The organism is Pumilibacter intestinalis (genome assembly GCF_943193005.1).
Taxonomy (GTDB): domain Bacteria; phylum Bacillota; class Clostridia; order Christensenellales; family Pumilibacteraceae; genus Pumilibacter; species Pumilibacter intestinalis.
The window spans coordinates 15,592-35,641 of sequence record NZ_CALPCH010000011.1; the positions used below are offsets into that span (position 1 = coordinate 15,592).

Sequence of the window (20,050 nt, forward strand, 5' to 3'; positions counted from 1 at the left end):
CGTAGCCCGACGCGGCAATCCCTTACATGGAACTCGAGCAGTGTGAAATATTTCAGCAGCCTTCGTCGTATTCCACGGTGTAGCCGAGGTCTATGGAGTAATCGCCGAGGTTTTTGCCGAACAGCGCAAATCCCGAGTTGCTCGCGAGCGTAAAGGTTTTGAGTTCCTTTAGGGCGGCGAGCGTGATTTCGGAGATTTTTATGCCGTCCCAAAAACAGCCGCGGCTGTTCACCGAAAGGGTTTTCAAACTGCCGTATTGCGGATAAACCGTATCGAACCAATCGGGATTGAGCGCACCGCGCCTGTCGCGATTTTCGTCAGGCAGAGTTGCCGAGCCGAGCATGGTATCGCCTATATAAAAAGATATTCTGCCCGAAAGAGTGTCGCCGAGTGTGGCAACCGCGCTTATTTCGAAATGAAAACGAATTTCGGATATAACCGTTTGGGCGTGCGGCGGAGTGGGCAACGTATACGTGAGCGAGCCGCCCGAGAGCCACAGCCCCAGGCAATCGGCGTGTTCGGGATAGGTGAAATACCGAGGGTCGTCGGTTTCGCCTATAAAGCCGTGCGCACCAACGAGAGCGCAACGCCTGCCCGACGAAGCGTTTCGGTATTGCCCGACGGGAATGGTGAACGAGTGCGATTTTTCGGGAAGGAAAGAAGCTACGTCTATGAGTATTTTATCGAGCGCGATTGCGCAAACTTTTGCAGTGCCGCGCTTTCCCGGCTCTTCGGATATTCGTATGAGTCCCACGCTTTCCAACTTTTTCACGTGTGGAGTGAGCGCACCGTTCGTTAGGTGTAGATTGCGAGCGAGGTCGCTCAAAGTAATCGAGCGGTGCTCGAGTATTTCCGAGAGTATATCCATGCGCACCTGGCTGCCTATGGCTTCGCACAGCGAGTACGCGTCTTTGAGCGCGGAAAAGTGTTTCATGAATTAAGTATACCACACTTAAAGCGATTGCGCAACACGAATGAGAGAAATAGGCGCAAACAAATTATCCGCCTTGCTTGACACCGCAATTAAGGTGTGATATCATTATTAAGCTATGATAGAATTGGTGGGTAAGATAGGGTCTATGGCACTCGTCGACAGCGTGCATCACGATATAGACTACAACAAATTCGCAAGGCTTTCGGCACAGCTCCGCCCCGGCATGATATGGGTGTCGAGCGGCGCAACCGAGATAGGCAGGTTGGATTATATACGCCGTTCGGGCGCGGAACTGGACGGCTCGCCCGACGAGGTGAAAATGGATTACGCTTCGCAGGGTCAAACTATACTCATGCAGACTTACCGCAATTTTATCGACGCCAAATATTCGGTGCGGCAGGTGCTTGTGGAGCACGCGCATTTCAACGACTCCGACAAGCGCGAGAGCATAAGGCGCATGCTCATGCGCGCGCCCTCGCAAAACGCTATACCGATTATAAATTACAACGACGCCGTGTCGTTCGAAGAGAACCGCAAAATGGAGATACGCAAGTTGCGCGGCGAAAAGAGCGCGGTTGTGGAACTTGTGGACAACGACGAAACGGCGGCGCAGATAGCCTGTTTGGTGGGCGCGAAAACTTTGCTCATTTTCTCCACGCTCAGCGGCATATACGAGGACGTGCGCCGTCCCGAAACGCTCATAAGCGAAATATCCGCGCCTACGGCGGCGGAGGTGCTCGACAAAATAGAGAACGCGAAAAAGCTGTGCGAAGGGGCGTCGCGAGCGGGCGCGAACGGGGCGAAAGCCAAACTCGAATACGTAAAGCCCTGCCTAAGCCGCGGCGTGCGCGTAATAATAGCGAGCGCGGAGTACGATATAGCCGACGTGCTTTCGGGCAAAGCTCCCGCCACGCGCATATACGTGAAAGAATAGGAAACGCTTTATGGTTACGAAACAACAATTGAATAACGCCGAGGCGGAGCGCAGTTTGACAAACAAAAAAAAGCTCACGCCGCGCGATTTTGCTTTTACCGCCGCGGGCATATTGCTGTCGGGAATTTTGCAGGCACTCAGCGTGCAGTGTTTTATAGTGCCCAACGCGTTCGCGCCCGGCGGCATTACGGGCGTTGCCTCTATTTTGGAATACATTTTCAAATTCAACGTGGGCTACTTTTTGCTCGCGATGAACGTGCCGTTCATAATTTTGGGCGCGATATTCGTTAGCCCGAGGTTCGGCATAGTTTCGGGATTGTCTATAGTGTTATCGTCGCTTCTTACCGTGCTTATAGAAAAGACGGGATTTCCGCCTTTGTTTTTCGGCGCGGACGCGGGCGAGCGCACCATAGCCGCAATTGCGGGCGGCGTGCTCGGCGGAGTGGGTTCGGCAATAATGCTCAAGCTCGGCGGAAGCCGCGGCGGAACGGATATACTCGCCGCCATAATTCAGCGCAGGTATTCCGCCACCAACATAGCTTGGTTTATATTCGTGCTCGACGGAATTGTGGTGCTCGCCTCCGTATTCGTGTATCCCAACCCCATAGTGCCCATAATGCTCGCTCTTATAGAGATATACGTTGAAAGCAAAGTTACCGAAGTTATTTTGCAGGGCTTCCAATCCGCTCTCAAGTTCGAAATAGTCACCAAAGACCCCGAGGGGCTTTCGCGCGATATTATGGAAAATTTGGCTCGCGGCGTTACCATGCTTCCCGCAAAGGGCATGTATACGGGGAGCGACAGCGCGTTGCTTATATGCGTGGTGCGCAAGCGGCAGATGACTCAGTTTAGAGAAATACTCAAGCGGCACGAGGGCACGTTTGCATACGTGAGCGGCGCAAACGAGGTAATGGGCGAGGGCTTCGGCTCTGCTCACAAGCTGTGATAAAATCAAATGATAAACAGGGAAAAGAGGTAAAAAGATGGATAAACGCTTGGTGCGTACCGAGGTAGCCAACTACGTTATAATTTCGGTGTTGGCTGTGGTGATGGCTTTTAATTACAAACTGTTTATAGTGCCCAACGATTTCGCGCCTGCGGGACTGAGCGGTATAGGCACAATGATACAGTACAAACTGCATTTCAGTATAGGCTGGTTTTCGCTTATCATAAACGTGCCCCTTTGCTTGCTTGCGTTTTTCTTTGTAAACCGCGAGTTTTCGGTTAAGTCGCTCGTGTTCGTGGTGGTGTATTCGGTTGCGTACCTTGTGCTTCAGCAGTTCGACACCTCGCGTTTCGAGTACGACGCGGGCGGCGTGGACACCATTTTTCCCTGCCTTATAGCCGGCATAATAAACGGATTTTTGTTCGGCGTGTGCGTGCGCAGAAACGGAAGCACGGGCGGCACCGACGTTGTGGCAAAGTTCGTTAACGTAAAAGTGCCGCGGCTCAACTTTTTTTGGGTGACGTTCGCGATTAACGCGGCGGTTGCGGCGGCGTCGTTTTTCGTGTACGCCGAGTCGGGCGAAAACGGGCAACTGATTTACGATTACCGACCCGTAGTGCTTTGCATGCTCTACAGTTTCACCACGAGCTTTGTGGGCAACTTTATGCTCAAAGGCTCCAAAACGGCGTATAAATTCGTGGTTATAACACAGCATGCCGAGGATATAGAGCAGGAGATACTGCAAAAGCTCAACCGCGCGGCGACGAGGTTGCACGGCACGGGCGCGTACACCAAAGCCGAAAAAGAGGTGCTTATTTGCGTTGTGGGCAAGCATCAGGTTATAGACTTTCAGAATATAATAAAGAACTATCCCGACACGTTTTCGTTTGTGGAAACGGTAAACGAAACGATAGGCAATTTCAGAAGGAGCAAGTAAACCGCGCGCAAAAATTTGCAATCGGGCGAGCCTTGTGATATAATTAGGATATATGATAGTCAAGCGCGTCGAACTGAACGACTACAGAAACTACGGGCGGTTGCTCGTGGATTTTTCGCGCGGCATAAACGTGCTGTGCGGCGACAACGCGCAGGGCAAAACAAATCTCCTTGAGTCGGTGTATTTCGGGAGCGTGGGGCGCAGTCCGCGCACTCCTCGCGATAAAGAGCTTATAAAGAAGGGGTGCGACCGCGGAAAAATCAAGCTCACTCAAGAGGACAGGGGCGGCGAGAACACGGTGGAAATATACCTCGACCGCACCGAAAACAAGCGCGTGGCGATAAACGGCATGCCCATATCGCGCATGGGCGAGCTTATGGGCGTGATAGCGGCGGTGTATTTTTCGCCCGACGAAATGCGCATTATAAAAGACGCTCCGGGCGACAGGCGGCGGTTTATGGATATTGCTTTGTGCCGCATGAGCAAGGCGTATTTTTATCTTTTGGGCAGATACAACAAAATACTCGCTCAGCGCAACCGTTTGCTCAAAAGCGGCAGGGCAACCGACGACGTGCTCGACGTATGGGACGCGCAACTTGCCGCCGAGGGCGCGAAGATAGTAAAAACTCGGCGCGGATACGTGGAGCGGTTGGGCGCATACGCCAACGAGGCGCACGGATATCTCACCGACGGCAAAGAGGGCTTGATTTTGGAATACGAGGGCTTTGCGGGCGAGGACGCGGACGAGATAGAAAAGAACTTTTCGGCGGAACTTATGCGCAACCGCGAGCGCGACAAAGCGTTGTGCTTTACCTCCTGCGGCGTTCAGAAAGACGATATCGCCGTAAAGATAGGCGACGTGGACGTGCGGGCTTACGGTTCGCAAGGGCAACAGCGAACCGCCGCGCTCAGTTTTAAGCTCGCCGAAACCGAACTGCACTATGCGCAAAGCGGCGAGTATCCCGCGCTACTGCTCGACGACGTGTTGAGCGAACTCGACCCCTTTCGCCAGCGCAAGCTCATAGAGCGGAGCAAGAGATATCAAACTATAATAACGTGCACGCATCTGCCCGCCGAAATATCTTCGGCTCTGGGCGAATTCGCGCTTTATTCGGTGCGCGGCGGCACGGTGGAGAAAACGGGCAAATTATGAGAATAGATTTTTCCAAACGCTCCCGTTCGTTCAAAACGGACGAGCGACCCGACGACCTCGGCAAACTGATTTACGAATTCGACGACAGCCACACCGCGTACGATATGTCTAAAGACAGGCGAAAGCGCATACCAAAATCGCCGGGCGGGATATTTATGCTGTGCATTCTCGCGTTTTTGGCAGGGTGGTTTTTATACAGCTTTATAAACGTAACTTTAAGCTCGGGATTTTTAATGGCACTGTTGACTCATTTGTCGGGGTTTTTCGTGCTTTTCGTTGCGGGCGCGATAATAGTGCTGTCGGCGTTCGGGCTGTGGGGCAAATTTGCGAGATTTGCCTTTAAGCACAAACTCGCTCGCGGCAAAAACGCCGCCGACCGCAGGCAACTCGAACAGCTCAAAGAGCAACTCGAGGAAGCGGACGAACGCAAGCCTTTGCGCAACGCGATAAGCATATACGAAGACTACATAGTTATAGTAAACAACGGCAACGAAAAAATTTACGACCGCAGCAGACTCAGGGGCGTGCGCCTTACAAAGTACGGGTACGGCAAAAAGGTCACCTTTACGTCCGAGCTCGGGGATAGCGCGTATGCCTCGGCGGTGCTCAATCGCGAAGCGGTAACGGAAATAAACCGAATATTTCGCGATTATATTATTAAGCCGATTAAGTACAAGTACAAAGAGCCCAAAGACAGATACAAGCACGAGCGGGTGCGCAAAGTGCGCGACTGGCAGTGCAACACGAGCGCGGGCACACTCGTGGGTCTTACCTTTTTTATGCTCGTTATTATGGGCGTAGGCATAACGCTCATTTTGCTCCACTGCTACGTTACGGCTCAAATACCCGTGTTTTTGGGCATATTCTTTTTGGCGGGCGGCGTTTTGGGAATGTTTACGGTATACGAGTTCGTGCCCATAATAAAAGCGTTCTTCATTCCGTTCGGGTTCGGAGTTTTGCTGTCGGTATGCCCCATGGGACTCTTGTCGGCTATATTCGGAGCGCAGGGCATAGCGTTTACGCTTAAGAGCGTATTCGGAATTTTTTCGCCGCTCAGCGCGGGGATTGTGTTTTTGAGTTTGATGGGGCTTCTCATATTGCTGTATTCGTTCGTTGCGCTTTATAAGTACATAAGGTACGGCGATTACTGAGCGCGGCGGATTTTGGATTGACAACTTGCGGGTATGTGTGGTATACTGTAGCTTCGTTCGAGGAGGGTTGATTTGTGCAGTACAAAAAGGACGAAGTGCGCGACAGAATACTTAACGCGGCGCGCAAAGAATTTCTTGCGCGCGGATTTCGCGGCGGCAACATAAGCGCGATAGCCGAGGCCGCGGGCGTGCCCGTGGGCAATTTGTACCGATATTTTAACGGCAAGTCGGGCGTGCTCGACGCCATAGTCAAGCCCGTATACGAAGCTCTCCCCAAACTGATAGGCGAGCTTCAGCAGGTTGAAACGCTCGACTCGGTTACTCTCGGGCAGATAATGCCCGTACTCAGTCACGGACTGCTCGGCTTTTTCAAAGAGTTCGGCAAAGATATGCTCATACTTACCGACTGTTGCGAGGGAACGCGTTACGAGGATTTCGGCAAGGAGCTTTCGAGCAAGGTTGCTCGCATTATAAAGAGCAAACTGTATTCGGAGAAATGCGACGCGCAAGAGGAGGCGTTTACCGAAATTTTGGGCAACGCGTTTTGTTGCTCGCTGTTCGACGCGCTCCGCATGGATTTGAACGACGCGCAAAAGCAGTCGGTGGTGGAAAAACTTTTGAAATTCTATTTCTACGAAGTGGATAAGAGGAAATAATGAAGGTAAAAGAACTTTGGGACAAGATGCTCACCAATCTCGAAATAGAGGTGAGTGCGGTGAATTTCGACGTTTGGATTAAAACGCTCGAGCCTATAGGCGTTATAGACAACCGAATGGTGCTCATGGTGCCTGCCGAGGGAAACAGACAGTTTGTTGCGGACAAGTTTTCCGAACAGCTCACTTTTGCCATGCAGGAAGCCGACCCCGCGATGACGGGCATACTCATAGTCCGCCCCGAAGACGCCGACATATACCGCGAAAAAGACGACAAAGAATATACGGTGGAAGAAGAGTCGGAGCCCGTTCCCAAGGTGGAAGCCAACGTAATCAATCCCAAGTACAATTTCGAAAATTTCGTTGTGGGCAAATCCAATCAGTTTATGTACGCCGCCGCTCGCGCGGTTGCCGACGAGCCGGGCTCGAGATACAATCCGCTGTTTATATACGGCGGGGCGGGACTCGGAAAGACGCACATTATGCACGCCATAGGCAACAGCGTGAGAATGAGTCATCCGCACTTAAAGGTGCTTTACGCCTCGAGCGAAAAGTTCGTTAACGAATTTATAGCCTCTATCCGCACCACAAAGGGCAAAAGCACCAATTTCCGCGACAAGTACCGCAGCGTGGACGTGCTCATGATAGACGACATACAGTTTATCGCCGACAAGTCGGGAACGCAGGAAGAAATGTTCCACACCTTCAACGACTTATACAACAACAACAAGCAAATTATTCTCACCTCAGACCGCCCGCCCAAAGAGATATCGCCGCTCGAGGAAAGGCTTAGGTCGCGGTTCGAGTGGGGGCTTATTGCCGACGTTCAGCCGCCCGACCTCGAAACCCGCATAGCGATACTGCAAAAAAAAGCGCAGGCGGAAAAGTGCAATATTCCGTTCGAGGTGCTTTCGCTCATGGCGGAAAAGGTGTTCAGCAACATTCGCGATATGGAGAGCATACTCAACAAGGTTATCTTTTTGAGCCGCCTGTATAACGCGCCGCCCTCTTGCGACCTTGTGCGCGAAGCGCTCAAAGACTACAGCGAGGTTGCCGAAGACAGCGTTACCGCCGACCGCATAACCGAGTGCGTGTGCCGCTACTACAACGTAAAAAAAGAAGATTTGGTGGGCAAGAAGAAAACCAAAGAGATAGTGGAGCCGCGGCAAGTATGTTTTTACCTCATAACCGACATGCTCGCGTTGCCGCTCAAAACCATAGGCGAAATGTTCGGCGGCAGAGACCACACCACCATAATGCACGCCCGCGACAAGGTTGCCGAAAAAATGCAGACCAACCAAAAAACCAAAGTGGAAGTGTCGGATATAAAAGACATGATACTTAAAAAGTAACGCAAATCCCGTTTGCCTTAAGCAAGCGGGATTGTTTTATTCCGTAATTTCAATTAAATCGTTTGGCGAGTATAAAACATTTCAAATTTAATATGGTATTTATTTAGTATTTTTCATCAAGTCAATAAAAGAATTTTTTCTATCGGCAGATAAATTGCTTAGTAAATTTATAATTTCTTTGTCTTGTTTATAGTTGGTGTAATTTTCCGCGAAAAATTCAGCGCAAGAAATATCGAGCGCGTCTATAATTTTCAAAAGCATAGGGAGCGACAGCATAAAATTGCCGCTCTCTATTTGGTTTATATAAGTACCGCTTTTTTCTATCCGTAAACTCAATTCTCTTGCGGAAAGTTTTTTTCGTTTCTGAAATAACCTATCCGCTGTATCAATTCATGTAACGTCATGATTTTTCATTCCGTAATTTCAATTAAATCGTTTGGCGAACACTGTAAAAGTTGGCAAAGGGCTTCAAGCGTTTCGAATTTAATTCCTTTGGTTTGCCCGTCTATCATGCGCTTAAGATTGTAATAGCTCATGCCGAGTTCTTTACTTAGCCAATAGCGTGATTTTAATTGCTTTTTTAACAGTTTATCAATATTTAATTTAATCATATGATTTCCCTATATAGTATCTACAAGTATTATACTTATAAAAACGCTTGCTATATTATATGTATATGTGGTACTATCTATAGGTGATATATTGATATAATTTTGCGTATGCGTATTTGAAGGAGAAGTTCATGCTTAAAAGGTTGTATGTTGGTCTTGTAATAATTAGTTCGTTAGCATTATGTTCTTGTAGCGTTGGTCCGCAACCTCCGTATCTTATTGAACCGGGAGTTTATGGTTTACAAAAGGCTATAATTTCAGATTTGACTTTACTGGAACGATATGAAATTGTTTCCGATGATATTTTTGGCGATAAGGAAATATGGGATAAATGGTATTGGATATTCAATTTATCTATGCCGGTTAAAGAAAATGCCGAATATGCAATCAGTAATTCGAAATGGTATTATATTTATAAAGGAATTGCGTATGAAATAGTGGGAAACAATTTATTCAAGGTGAGTTTTATTGATTGGCGCGGTAATATTCATGATTACAATATTGAAGTAATATTGGAAAAGCAAATTGTTTACGCGTAAATATTTTGTATGAGGGTATGTGCTTTTATAGGTCATAGAACCGTTAAAGATATAGAAAAAGTTTCTTTTGCTATAGAAAACACGGTTGAGAATTTAATTGCGAGCGGAGTGACGGAGTATCCGCACATAATGCGGGAAGATTGTCGTATGTTAAAAGAAATCAAGAAATGATAGATAAAAGCGATATATGCGTGTTTTATTATAATGAAAAATTAACATATAAATATCGTTCGAGCGGGACAAAGTGGGCGTACGAGTATGCAAAAAGAAAAAATAAAAAGCTAATAAATGTCTTTGAACCTTGAAAATTCGAAATTTAAGAATATTTATCCATAATTAAGGCAAGGCGCAGTTTTGTATTGAAAAAACACTTGACATATGGTTTGCGTAGTGATAAAATAGATAGGCTAAGATAATTCAAGGAGAAATACGCGGAATGAAAGAGAATATACATCCCGATTATCACGAAGTTACAATGGAGTGCGCTTGCGGCGCAACCTTTGTGACCGGCTCTACCAAAAAGGGCGACGTGGTAAAGGTTGACGTTTGCAGTAAGTGCCATCCTTTCTACACGGGCAAGCAAAAGCACGTGGATACGGGCGGACGCATAGATAAATTCAACAAACGTTATAACAAGAAATAGATAACGAATACAAAAAGCGGAAGAGAGCATTGTTTTGGCGTGCTCTCTTTTTATATAGTTTTCGAGTTATGCGTCATTGCGAGGCACGTAGTGCCGAAGCAATCCCAGTCATGAGGAAGGCAAAGCCGCTGTACATGTTCCATGCGGGGGATTGCCGCGTCGGGCAAAGCCCTCCTCGCAATGACGGGTAGTATGTCAATGTCATTGCGAGGCACGTAGTGCCGAAGCAATCCCAGTCATGAGGAAGGCAAAGCTGCTGTATCTGTTCCATGCGGGGGATTGCCGCGTCGGGCAAAGCCCTCCTCGCAATGACAGGGAATACCGAAACGCTTTCGCAATATCAAATAGAAATCAAAAAAAGGACAAAAGGAATTGTCGGATAAAAAGCAAAAACAAAAAAACGTGAAGCGCACCATGATAGGCGGTCAGGCTCTTATGGAAGGCGTAATGATGCGCGGCAGTACGAGCATGGCAATGGCGGTGCGTTCGCCCGACGGGAGCATTATGCTCGAAACTTCGCGGCTCAAGGGGCGCAGGTGGTACTCCAAAGTGCCCATTGTGCGCGGCGTGGTGAGTTTCGTTTCGAGTTTGGTTACGGGCATGGGCACGCTCATGCGCAGTGCGGAGGTGAGCACGCCCGACGAAGAAACGCCCGGCAAGGGTTGGATGGCGTTTGCCGTGATAGTGGGCGTTTTGCTCGCGGTGGGGCTGTTTATACTGTTGCCCGGATTTTTGGGCGACCTCTTGTTCAAAGAGCTCATAAACCTCAAGAGTTTGGTGGGATACAAAACCGCCATACTGCTCGAAAGTTTGTTTGAGGGCATACTGCGAATACTCATATTCGTGCTCTATCTTTTGATAGTTTCGCGCATGAAAGACATACGCCGCACCTTTATGTATCACGGCGCGGAGCACCGCACAATCAACTGCTTTGAAAAGGGCTACGATATGACGGTTGAGAACGTGCAAAAATGTTCCACCCGCCACAACCGTTGCGGCACTACGTTTTTGTTTTTCGTAATGGTAATATCCATACTCGTGTTTGCGCTCGCGCGTTGGGCGCTAAGCTATATTAAATTATCCGACGGCACGAGTTGGAGCGACAATCGCTGGATACTCACGGGAACGCGGCTTGCGCTGTTGCCGCTTGTGGCGGGACTGAGTTACGAGCTTTTACGCGGTTTGGCAATGCTGCCCGACAATTGGTTTACGAACGCGTTGCGTGCGCCCGGGCTTGCGCTTCAGCGTTTAACCACCTATCCGCCCGAAGACGATATGGCGGAGGTTGCGCTCAAGAGTTTTCTCGCGGTGCTCGAGATGGACGCCGACCAAAGCATAAAGGCGGTTAAGTTCGGCGAGCACGAGCCCGACGCGGTGCGCAGAGAAACGGTTACCGCGCTAAAAGTTTACGGACTCGACGAGCGGGAGGCGCAAGCCGAAACCGACTGGATACTTTGCGCCGCGCTCGGCATGAAACGCAACGAGTTGCGGGCGGTTAAAAAAATCGGGCACGCGGACTACAAGAAAGCGACGGATATTCTCGAAAAACGGCTTGCGGGCGAACCGCTCGACTACATTTTGGGCGAAAGCGAATTTTACGGCAACAAAGTAAAGGTTACGCGCGACGTGCTCATACCTCGCATGGAAACGGAGATACTCGCCGACGAACTGATAAAGCGGATAGGGGAGCGCGAAGTTCGCGTGCTCGACCTTTGCACGGGCAGCGGCTGTATCGCGCAGGCTATCGCCAAAGCCACGAGGGCGCACGTGGTTGCCGCCGATATATCGGAGTCCGCGCTCAAAACGGCGGCGCAAAATCTTGCGGGACTTAACGCCGAAACGGTGCTTTCGGATATGTTTTCGGGCATAAGCGGAAAGTTCGATTACATTGCGAGCAATCCGCCGTACATTCGCGCCGCCGATATGGAAACGCTTGCGCCCGAGGTGAAGGCGCAGCCGCACATCGCGCTTTGCGGAGGAGAGGACGGGCTTGATTTTTACCGCAAAATCAAGGAGAGTTACGCCGAGTTTCTCGAGCCGAACGGCGAACTCATAATGGAAATAGGGTATGACCAAGCCGAAGACATAAAGAAGATATTCGGCTCGGAGCATGTGCAAATAATAAAAGACCTTGACGGCAACGACAGAGTGGCGATATGCAAGTGCCCTCGCAATGACATGTAAACCGAATACCGACATCCGAGAGTTAAAAAAGAGTAGAAAGAAATGAATATAGAAAAGTTAAAAAGCATTAAAGAAAAATACGTTGCGCTCAGCGAGCAGATAGTAAAGCCCGAAATTATAGCCGATAACAAAGAGTGGACTCGGCTCGTTAAAGAGCACTCGCAAATTGAGCCCGTGGTTACGGCTTACGATAAGTATGTAAAAACCGAATCGGATATAGAGGGGGCGAAAGCCATGCTTGCGAGCGAGCGCGACCCCGAAATGCTCGAGCTTGCCAAAGAGGAGTTCGAGGAGAAAAAAGCCGAGCTTGAAAAGATAGCCGAAGAACTTAAAATACTGCTGTTGCCCACCGACCCCAACGACGAGAAAAACGTAATCGTGGAAATTCGCGGCGGTGCGGGCGGCGAGGAAGCCAACCTGTTTGCGGCGGAACTCGTGCGCATGTATAAGATGTGGGCGGATAAGCACCGCTTAAAGGTGGAGGACGTGGACGTGAACGAAACCGAGCTGGGCGGCATAAAAGAAGCCGTGTTTCAGATTTCGGGCGAAAGCGTGTACCGTAAGCTCAAGTTCGAGAGCGGAGCGCACCGCGTTCAGCGCGTGCCCGAAACCGAAACGCAGGGCAGAATTCACACCTCTACCGCCACCGTTGCCGTCCTTCCCGAAGCCGAAGACGTAACGGTGGAAATAAACGAAAAAGACCTCAAAATAGACACCTACCGCTCGGGCGGCGCGGGCGGTCAGCACGTAAACAAAACCGACTCCGCCGTGCGCATGACCCATTTGCCCACGGGCATAGTGGTGCAGTGCCAAGACGAGCGCAGCCAAATAAAGAACCGCGAAAAGGCAATGCGGGTGCTCAAGAGCAAACTGTACGATTATTATCAATCGCAGGCGGACGCGCAATACAGCGAAAACCGCCGTTTGCAAGTGGGCACGGGCGACCGCAGCGAACGTATTCGCACTTATAATTTTCCGCAGGGCAGAGTTACCGACCACCGCATAAATCTCACCACCTACAACATAAACGCGTTTATGGACGGCAACATAGACGAGATGTTGGAGGCGTTGAGAGTTGCCGACCAAACCGCAAAACTCAACGCCGGCGAATAAGGGTGCATCTTGCCGCTGCGTGTTTTTCAGCCGCACAGGGCAGTACCCGAAGTACAGCCCGTGCGCGGCTTCAAAACCAGCTGCGGCAATCTGCAACCCTTCTTCGCCGGCTCGGCATTATTGTCATTGCGAGGGCACTTGTGCCCGCGGCAATCTCTTGCACGGAGCATGTAAAGCAACTGTGAACGCGAACTACAACAAACTATTCAGCGAATATCCGCGCGGCGGCAAACTGTTGCTGCACGTTTGTTGTGCGCCGTGTTCGGCGGGCGTGGTGCATAGACTTCGCGGATTTGACGCAATACCCTACTATTACAATCCCAACATGGATACGGCGGAGGAGTACGAACTGCGATACGCGCAGTTTTGTAAGCTCGGCTTAAAGCCCGTAAAAGAAATTTACAGTCACGCGGAATTTTTGCGCGTTGCGGACAAGCTCGAGAACGAACCCGAGGGCGGGGCGAGGTGCAGGGCGTGCATTGCTTTGCGGCTCGAGCGCACGGCGCAAAAGGCGAAAGAGCTGGGTGCGGACTTGTTTTGTTCCACGCTTTCGGTAAGTCCGCACAAAGACGCCGAGTTTATAAATCAAACGGGTTTCGCGCTCGAAAAAAAGTACGGCGTAAAATATTTGCCCAACGACTTTAAGAAAGAAAACGGATTTGCGGTTAGCACGCGGCTCAGTAAAGAGCTCGGGCTGTACCGTCAAAATTATTGCGGTTGCGAGTTTGCAAAAGCAATTAAGCATGAGATTGCTTCGTCACGTTGTTCCTCGCAATGACAATGCCAACCGCCCATCGTTGCGAGCGGCGTAGCCTAATCCCAAACATTTGAAACAAAACTTTCCAAACGGTGTAAAAATGCGGAGCGAACTTCTTAACGAAAAAATAAAAGGCTTGCCCGAAAACCCCGGCGTGTATATAATGCGAAACGCCGTGGGCGAAATAATATATATCGGCAAAGCGGTGGTGCTTAAAAACCGCGTGCGCCAATATTTCAACAATTCGCCCAAACTGCCCAAAGTTCAGGCTATGGTGGATAACATAGCCGATTTCGAGTACGTGATTACGCTTACCGAAAAGGACGCGCTCACGCTCGAGGCAAACCTCGTTAAAAAGCACAAGCCCAAATACAACATACTCTTAAAAGACGACAAGCACAGCCCTTATATAAAGATAAACACCGCGCTCGAGTTCCCCGCGCTCGAGGTAACGCGCAAGCTCAAAAAAGACGGCTCGAAATATTTCGGACCGTACTTTAACGGCATAAACGTGCGCGACGTGGTAAACATAATAAAAACCGCTTACGGAATGCGCACTTGCAATCCGCGCATGAAGGTGAACAAAAACAGCCGCGAGTGTTTGGACTGGTTCATAGGGCTGTGCAAAGCTCCTTGCACCGCGCGGGTAACTGCGGAGCAGTACCGCGAAACTGTGGAAAAGGTGATAGCCTTTCTTTCGGGCAAAGACGATACTGCGGAGTCGTTGATAGAGGAGCGCATGAACCGCGCCGCCGAAAACGAAGATTTCGAACGCGCCATAACGTATCGCAATCAGCTCGGAGTGCTCAAAAAACTCAACGAGCGCACCGTTGCCAACCTCGGCAATATCACCGATATTGACCTGTTCGGATACGTTTCGGACGGCTCGGGCGCGGCGGTGAGCGTGTGCATAGTTCGCGGCGGCAAAATGATGGGAGTGCGCAACTATTTCGTTACCGACGCGGGACTGGGCTACTCGGACACGGTGACCGGCTTTATGGGTCAGTATTACCGCAAAGACTCGTTCATTCCGCCGCTCGTTTGCCTGCCCGAAGAGATTGAGTCGGCGGAGGCAATCGGCGAGTCGCTATCGCAGTTATCGGGAAAAAAGGTGGAAATCGCGTTCCCCAAAATAGGGGCTAAGCGTTCTCTCATTGTGTGCGCCGAGCAAAACGCCGCCGACTTTTTGGAGAAATCTTCGGCGGACTACAAGCGCAAAGAAGATATGACTTCGGGGGCGTGCGAGCGGCTTGCGGGCATACTCGGAATAGCGAGCGCGCGAAGAATGGAGTGCTACGATATAAGCAACATAAGCGGGGTAGACAAAGTATCGAGTCAGGTTGTTTTCATAAACGGTGAGCCGAGCAAAGCCGATTATCGCAAATACAAGATTAAAACGGTGGAGGGAGCGAACGATTTCGCGAGCATGGAAGAAACGCTCAAGCGCAGATTTTCGCGAGCCAAAGAGGGCGACGAAAAGTTTGCCGAGCTTCCCGACCTTATAGTGATAGACGGCGGCAAAGGACAGCTTTCTTTTGCGCACGAAGCGATGCTCTCGCTCGGTTACGACGTGCCCATGGTGGGACTCGCCAAGCGCGAGGAAGAAATTTTCACGGTGGGTTCGAGCACGCCCATATTGCTCTCAAAGCAGGATAACGCGCTCAAACTTTTGCAGAGAATACGCGACGAAGCGCACCGCTTCGCAATCACGTATCACCGCACTTTGCGCAAAACCCGCTACGTTTCCATGCTTGAAAAGATACCCGGAGTGGGACCCAAAAAGGCGAAAATACTGCTTGCGGCGTTTGCCGATTTCAACGATATCAAAGAGGCGGACGAGGAAACGCTTTGCGCGGTGGACGGAATAGACAAGCGATGCGCCCGCAGTGTGTGCGAATATTTCAAGAACAAGGCGGAGGAGTAAAAATTCGCCTTTTTCCGAGCAAAAATTTCCTTTGAAAAACAGTCGTTTATAAGTTTGCAAAAATATAATAATATGGTATAATTGTTTCGTATGAATTCGAAAATTTTTTCATAGGAGATTTTTTTTCGTGCAAGAAAATAAAAACGCGTCCGAGAAAAATATTACGCCGGCGAGAAGAGTTCAGCCGGCGACTAAACCGAGTCCCGTAGCTCCGAGAGCGGCGGGCGCTCGCGTTGCGCCCGCGCCCAAAGCGGCTACGGCAAAACCCGCGGCAATGAGACCCGCCGCGCAACCCGTGACTAAACCCGCGGCGAACGTAAAACCCGCGCCCAAAGCGGCGGCAAAACCCGCCGCGCCTATGCCGCGTCCCGCGACAACCGCCGCTCGCGTTGCGGCTTCTTCGCGCCCTACGCCAGCGCAATCCAAACCCGCACCCGCGCAAACCGCGCCCAAAGCGGCTACGGCAAAACCCGCGGCAATGAAACCCGCCGCGCAGGCAAAACCCGTGCAGTCCGCAAAGCCGTCGGGTTCGGACGGGCACATAAACGATTTGAAGCAAAAACTTGCGGCAAGAAAAGAAGCCGTTGCCAAAAGACCGGTGAAAGCGGCGGACGAAAATCCGTCTGCGGAGGGCGGTTTTGCGGCTTCGGTAAAGAACAACGCCAAAAAGTACGCCGTTGCGGCGTTTGCGCTTATATTCGCGGTAATAGTCGTTTGGATTATGGTGGCTCGCGGATGCGCCGACAGTGCGCTTGCGGGCACTCCGTTCGAGGCGCAGTATAAAGTTATAACCAAAGTCGGGTACGAAGCCGACTACAAAGGCACGGTGAAAAGGAACATACCCGCCGAAACCCGCGACGAAGGGCTTGAAAGCGGTTATCCCACTTTCGGCTATACGTTGCGCGACGTTTTGGGAATCGGCGACGACAAAGTGGCAATGCGCAACGCCCTTATCGCCGAGGCGAATTATTTGTGCTCGGTAAACACCGCCAATGCGGGCGGAGGCGGCGGCTACAACCGCATGGACGCCGAGGGCTACTTATACATGAACGACGAGCCTGCGAGATACGCGAGCGGCGAGCACCGCAAACTGTACAAACACACCTCGGCAACGGGCATGTATTTGGGCGACGTTTCGGACGACGAACCTGCCGTGATAAAAGAAATAACCATGAAAAAGCGCGGTTACAACGGCTATGCCGTAACCGGCTTGTACGCGCCCGCAGGCGAGGTTATAAAGGTACAGATTAGCGAAAAAGACATGGAAGCCACGGGCGGCATAGTCGTGCACATAGGGCAGGCGTTGTATAACGGGCAGGCGAACAATATTTGGGCGGCTAAAAACGCCATGAACCGTTTTCCCGTGATACTCAACACCATGGTTATAAACAAGAGCCTCGCCACACTTTCGGACGGAGTTTACACCGCATATGTGGGTTCGTTCGTGGGCGGACCGATTTACGTGCGCAACACCAACGCTCCGCAGTTTTCCGTTACCATATCGGGCGGGGTAAAATATCCGCATTTCATTTTGGGATACACCACCCCCGAAGATTACGCCGACAGCAAAAAGAGTTCCGCGCCTTATTTCGACCTCGAAGTGTGGGATTACGGCGTGTTGCATTCGGGACCGAGAAAGTACGCCGACGCGTTCACGTACGACCAACTTTACGACGCGGCGATTTTGTGGGACAAAATTTCGCTCGTTTCCACGCAGGTGTCGTCGCAGGGTATCGTGTTTTTGTACGACTCTTTCGTGGCGGCGGGAGGCGCGGTTGCTTTCCCGGGCAGGCGTTCGGTTAACTGCCCCATGGACTGGATGCGAGGCTCGCTCCACTATCAGTCGTTCGTAAACTCGGGCTCGTGGGGAAACGTGCACGAATACAACCATAACTTTCAGGGTTGGGGACTGGGCAACGGCGGCGAGGTGACCAACAACGCGCTCAGCCTTGTGGAATACAGCCTGTTTACCCGCATTTCGGCTTCCCGCAAGCTCGGCATGGCGGGCGACGGCATGGGCGGATGGAACCGCTACACGAGCGCGCCATGGGCGCTCGACCAAATCACGGCTAAGCATTTTTCCAACGGCAGGCGGGGGCTTGCCAACTATGCCGTTATGTTGCACAGCTTCGGGCAGGAAGCGTTTATTCGCGCGGTTAAGTCGTCGGGCGGTCAGTCTATAGACAAGTGGTACAACGCGTGCGTGAAAGCCACGCAGTACGATATGACCCATTTCTTCACGGAGGTTTGCGGGCACGCAGTATCCGACGCCGCCGTGGAAGCGGTGCGCGAGAAAAACTATCCCGCGTTCGTGCCCGTTTCGTCAATTTATCAAACGGGCGGCAGTTATATCTACAACGGCGAAAGAGAATATTTCACAACCATGCAGCCGTACGTGATAGCGTTCGGCAAAGATTTCGAGCTCGATTTGGGCAGATACAAGACCACGGGCGGAGTGAACGCCGCGGGCATGTACGAGAGCGGCAGCATAGTGCTTCCCAACGGGTTTAGCTACAATATTAAAAACATATCCGCGCCAGAGCACGGCTCTATAAGAAAGAGCGGCGAAAACAAGTATATTTACACTCCCGACGAAAACAATTTGCGTTCGGGCAAGATATACGTAACAATAGAGATAACCAAAGACGACGGAGCGTTCGAGGTGGACGACGTCGAACTCGTGTTCGAATTCGTGCAGTCGCACGAGCTCAACAAGACCGTTTTGGAACACACGATTTACGATTACACGCAGGACGAATACCAAACCGCGACCGAGGCGTACGAGGCGGGTTACGCGGGCTATACCCAAAAGCAGTCGGGCGACCACGCAAACCCCATAAATCCCAACAACAATAAAGTGGTGCAAAACTCCAACTCCGAGGTTTGGTATATAGATAAGATAAGCGCGGACGGCACGCACGAGCAAGACGGCGTTGTGGACGAGGGCGTTGTGGCTCAGGCGATAGAATTGCGCGGAAAGCTGTACGCCGAAGAGGCGGCAAAATACCGCATATCGGTGCGCGGCAGAAGCACGGTTGCGCTTTACGTATCTTTGGACGGCGGCAAAAACTACGAGAAAGCGGCGTGGTACGAAAGTACCAATTCCGCGTTTGTGGGTTTCCCCGTAAACGTGGACGGCGGATACAAAGACTACGAGTTGCCCGCGCAAAGCTGGGTGTATTTCAAAGCCGTGCTCTTGCGGCGACCTCAAGAGCCGCGAGGCGCGTTCGTGGGCGTAGGCTGGGGAAAATTCGTGCCGAGCACGGGCATATTCGATGAAAACGGCGAACTTATAGGCGAAACGCCCGAAACGGTGTCGGTAGACTACGCCAACGCATACCGCAGTTCTTACGAGTTCGACTCCTCGGAGTTCGAAACGGAGTATTTCTATACGAGAAAATACGCATACAATTATTCCGACGTCAGGCAGTACGGCGACAAGCAAAAAGTGGTGTCTTCCAACTACGTGCCGTGGGACAACAACAACGAACTGTTCAACATAAACAATTTGTTCGACGGCAATCCGCAGACAAATATCCATTTCGGGCAAAAGTTCGGCGTGTCGGCGTCCAATCCCGGCATACTCAACGTGGATATGGGCGAAACGGTCAAAGTCAATTCCATGACTTTGTACGGATATACCGCTTCCAACTCCAACAACATAGGCATGCCGCGCGACTTTGTGTTGCAGGGCAGTTTGAACGGCGAAGAATTCTTCGAGGTGGGCAAATTTACCGACTGCTGGAGAAGCGGCAAAAATCTCACCGTTACTTTCGACGAAGCCGAATTCAGATATTACAGGCTTTACATTACCGCGTCGGACAACGGCAGAATTGCGCTCAATCGCATAGATTTCGCCCACACGTTCTCGCTAAACGGAGCGAGTCAGTACGCGCCCGGAAACAAAATGTTTTCTTATAAAGGCGATTGGCGCACCGAAGTTACGTTGTCTTCGTTCGGGCACGTTTACGCGGGCAGAAAGAACGCTTCGGCGGAATTCGAATTCGAGGGCACGAGAGTGGCGGTGTTGTCGTCTAAGCGTTTCGGGTCGGCGTTCGAGGTTTATATAGACGGAAAACGCGTAAATTCCATATCGCTTAAAGAGGACGACAAAGACACGGCGGTTACCTTTATTTCGCCCGAACTGAATGAGGGCAAGCACAAAGTGCGCATTAAGTGCACGGGTAACGCAAACATAGATTCGATTTTGGTGTGGTGA

The 20,050-nt window shown here is 50.9% G+C and carries 18 protein-coding genes; 15 read left to right on the plus strand and 3 right to left on the minus strand.

What is annotated here, in order from left to right:
- Positions 1 to 52: 52 nt before the first annotated feature.
- Positions 53 to 934: an ArsR/SmtB family transcription factor gene (locus NFR55_RS06575; protein ID WP_251547493.1), complete on the minus strand. Its 882-nt coding sequence runs from the start codon at positions 932 to 934 to the stop codon at positions 53 to 55.
- A 115-nt stretch (positions 935 to 1,049) separates the two neighbouring features.
- Between NFR55_RS06575 and NFR55_RS06580 the strand changes: the two genes are divergently transcribed.
- The 7 genes from NFR55_RS06580 (at position 1,050) to dnaA (ending at position 8,060) form a co-directional block, all read left to right on the plus strand.
- Positions 1,050 to 1,868 carry an amino acid kinase family protein gene (locus tag NFR55_RS06580; RefSeq protein ID WP_251547495.1) on the plus strand — a complete coding sequence of 273 codons (819 nt, stop codon included), beginning with the start codon at positions 1,050 to 1,052 and terminating at the stop codon, positions 1,866 to 1,868.
- A gap of 10 nt (positions 1,869 to 1,878) precedes the next feature.
- Entirely contained in the window at positions 1,879 to 2,814 is a 936-nt protein-coding gene (locus tag NFR55_RS06585; RefSeq protein ID WP_251547497.1) for a YitT family protein, read from the plus strand.
- Between the two features lie 37 nt (positions 2,815 to 2,851).
- Positions 2,852 to 3,751, plus strand: coding sequence for a YitT family protein (locus tag NFR55_RS06590; protein WP_251547499.1), 900 nt, complete (start codon positions 2,852 to 2,854; stop codon positions 3,749 to 3,751).
- A gap of 52 nt (positions 3,752 to 3,803) precedes the next feature.
- On the plus strand, positions 3,804 to 4,904 hold the full coding sequence (gene recF / locus NFR55_RS06595; RefSeq protein WP_251547501.1) for a DNA replication/repair protein RecF: 1,101 nt from the start codon (positions 3,804 to 3,806) through the stop codon (positions 4,902 to 4,904).
- A complete protein-coding gene (locus tag NFR55_RS06600) occupies positions 4,901 to 6,055 on the plus strand; it encodes a hypothetical protein (RefSeq protein WP_251547503.1) in 1,155 nt (384 codons plus the stop codon). The genes recF and NFR55_RS06600 overlap by 4 nt, the downstream gene beginning before the upstream one ends.
- A gap of 74 nt (positions 6,056 to 6,129) precedes the next feature.
- The gene (locus NFR55_RS06605) at positions 6,130 to 6,711 is read left to right on the plus strand and encodes a TetR/AcrR family transcriptional regulator (RefSeq protein WP_251547505.1); all 582 of its coding nucleotides are present in this window, start codon (positions 6,130 to 6,132) and stop codon (positions 6,709 to 6,711) included.
- Entirely contained in the window at positions 6,711 to 8,060 is a 1,350-nt protein-coding gene (gene dnaA / locus NFR55_RS06610; protein ID WP_251547506.1) for a chromosomal replication initiator protein DnaA, read from the plus strand. Before NFR55_RS06605 ends, dnaA begins: the two co-directional genes overlap by 1 nt.
- Positions 8,061 to 8,159: 99 nt before the next feature.
- Here the strand turns inward: dnaA and NFR55_RS10590 are convergent, their stop codons facing one another.
- Positions 8,160 to 8,450, minus strand: coding sequence for a helix-turn-helix domain-containing protein (locus tag NFR55_RS10590; protein ID WP_420851542.1), 291 nt, complete (start codon positions 8,448 to 8,450; stop codon positions 8,160 to 8,162).
- Between the two features lie 20 nt (positions 8,451 to 8,470).
- A complete protein-coding gene (locus NFR55_RS06615; protein ID WP_251547508.1) occupies positions 8,471 to 8,671 on the minus strand; it encodes a helix-turn-helix domain-containing protein in 201 nt (66 codons plus the stop codon).
- Positions 8,672 to 8,802: 131 nt separating this feature from the next.
- On the opposite strand from NFR55_RS06615, the gene NFR55_RS06620 reads away from it, so the two are divergent.
- The 8 genes from NFR55_RS06620 to NFR55_RS06655 all read left to right on the plus strand — a co-directional run bounded on the left by NFR55_RS06620 (position 8,803) and on the right by NFR55_RS06655 (position 20,050).
- Complete coding sequence (locus NFR55_RS06620) at positions 8,803 to 9,210, plus strand: hypothetical protein (protein ID WP_251547510.1); 408 nt, start codon at positions 8,803 to 8,805, stop codon at positions 9,208 to 9,210.
- A 9-nt stretch (positions 9,211 to 9,219) separates the two neighbouring features.
- Complete coding sequence (locus NFR55_RS06625; protein ID WP_251547512.1) at positions 9,220 to 9,381, plus strand: hypothetical protein; 162 nt, start codon at positions 9,220 to 9,222, stop codon at positions 9,379 to 9,381.
- A 265-nt stretch (positions 9,382 to 9,646) separates the two neighbouring features.
- Positions 9,647 to 9,853 (plus strand): 50S ribosomal protein L31, encoded by a 207-nt coding sequence (gene rpmE, locus NFR55_RS06630; protein ID WP_251547514.1) that lies wholly within the window; start codon positions 9,647 to 9,649, stop codon positions 9,851 to 9,853.
- Between the two features lie 372 nt (positions 9,854 to 10,225).
- Positions 10,226 to 12,037 carry a peptide chain release factor N(5)-glutamine methyltransferase gene (gene prmC / locus NFR55_RS06635; RefSeq protein WP_251547516.1) on the plus strand — a complete coding sequence of 604 codons (1,812 nt, stop codon included), beginning with the start codon at positions 10,226 to 10,228 and terminating at the stop codon, positions 12,035 to 12,037.
- A 42-nt stretch (positions 12,038 to 12,079) separates the two neighbouring features.
- Positions 12,080 to 13,150: a peptide chain release factor 1 gene (prfA, locus tag NFR55_RS06640; protein ID WP_251547519.1), complete on the plus strand. Its 1,071-nt coding sequence runs from the start codon at positions 12,080 to 12,082 to the stop codon at positions 13,148 to 13,150.
- A 181-nt stretch (positions 13,151 to 13,331) separates the two neighbouring features.
- Positions 13,332 to 13,928, plus strand: a complete 597-nt coding sequence (locus NFR55_RS06645; RefSeq protein ID WP_251547520.1) for an epoxyqueuosine reductase QueH — start codon at positions 13,332 to 13,334, stop codon at positions 13,926 to 13,928.
- A gap of 79 nt (positions 13,929 to 14,007) precedes the next feature.
- On the plus strand, positions 14,008 to 15,831 hold the full coding sequence (gene uvrC / locus NFR55_RS06650; protein WP_251547522.1) for an excinuclease ABC subunit UvrC: 1,824 nt from the start codon (positions 14,008 to 14,010) through the stop codon (positions 15,829 to 15,831).
- Positions 15,832 to 15,958: 127 nt separating this feature from the next.
- The gene (locus NFR55_RS06655; RefSeq protein WP_251547524.1) at positions 15,959 to 20,050 is read left to right on the plus strand and encodes a M60 family metallopeptidase; all 4,092 of its coding nucleotides are present in this window, start codon (positions 15,959 to 15,961) and stop codon (positions 20,048 to 20,050) included.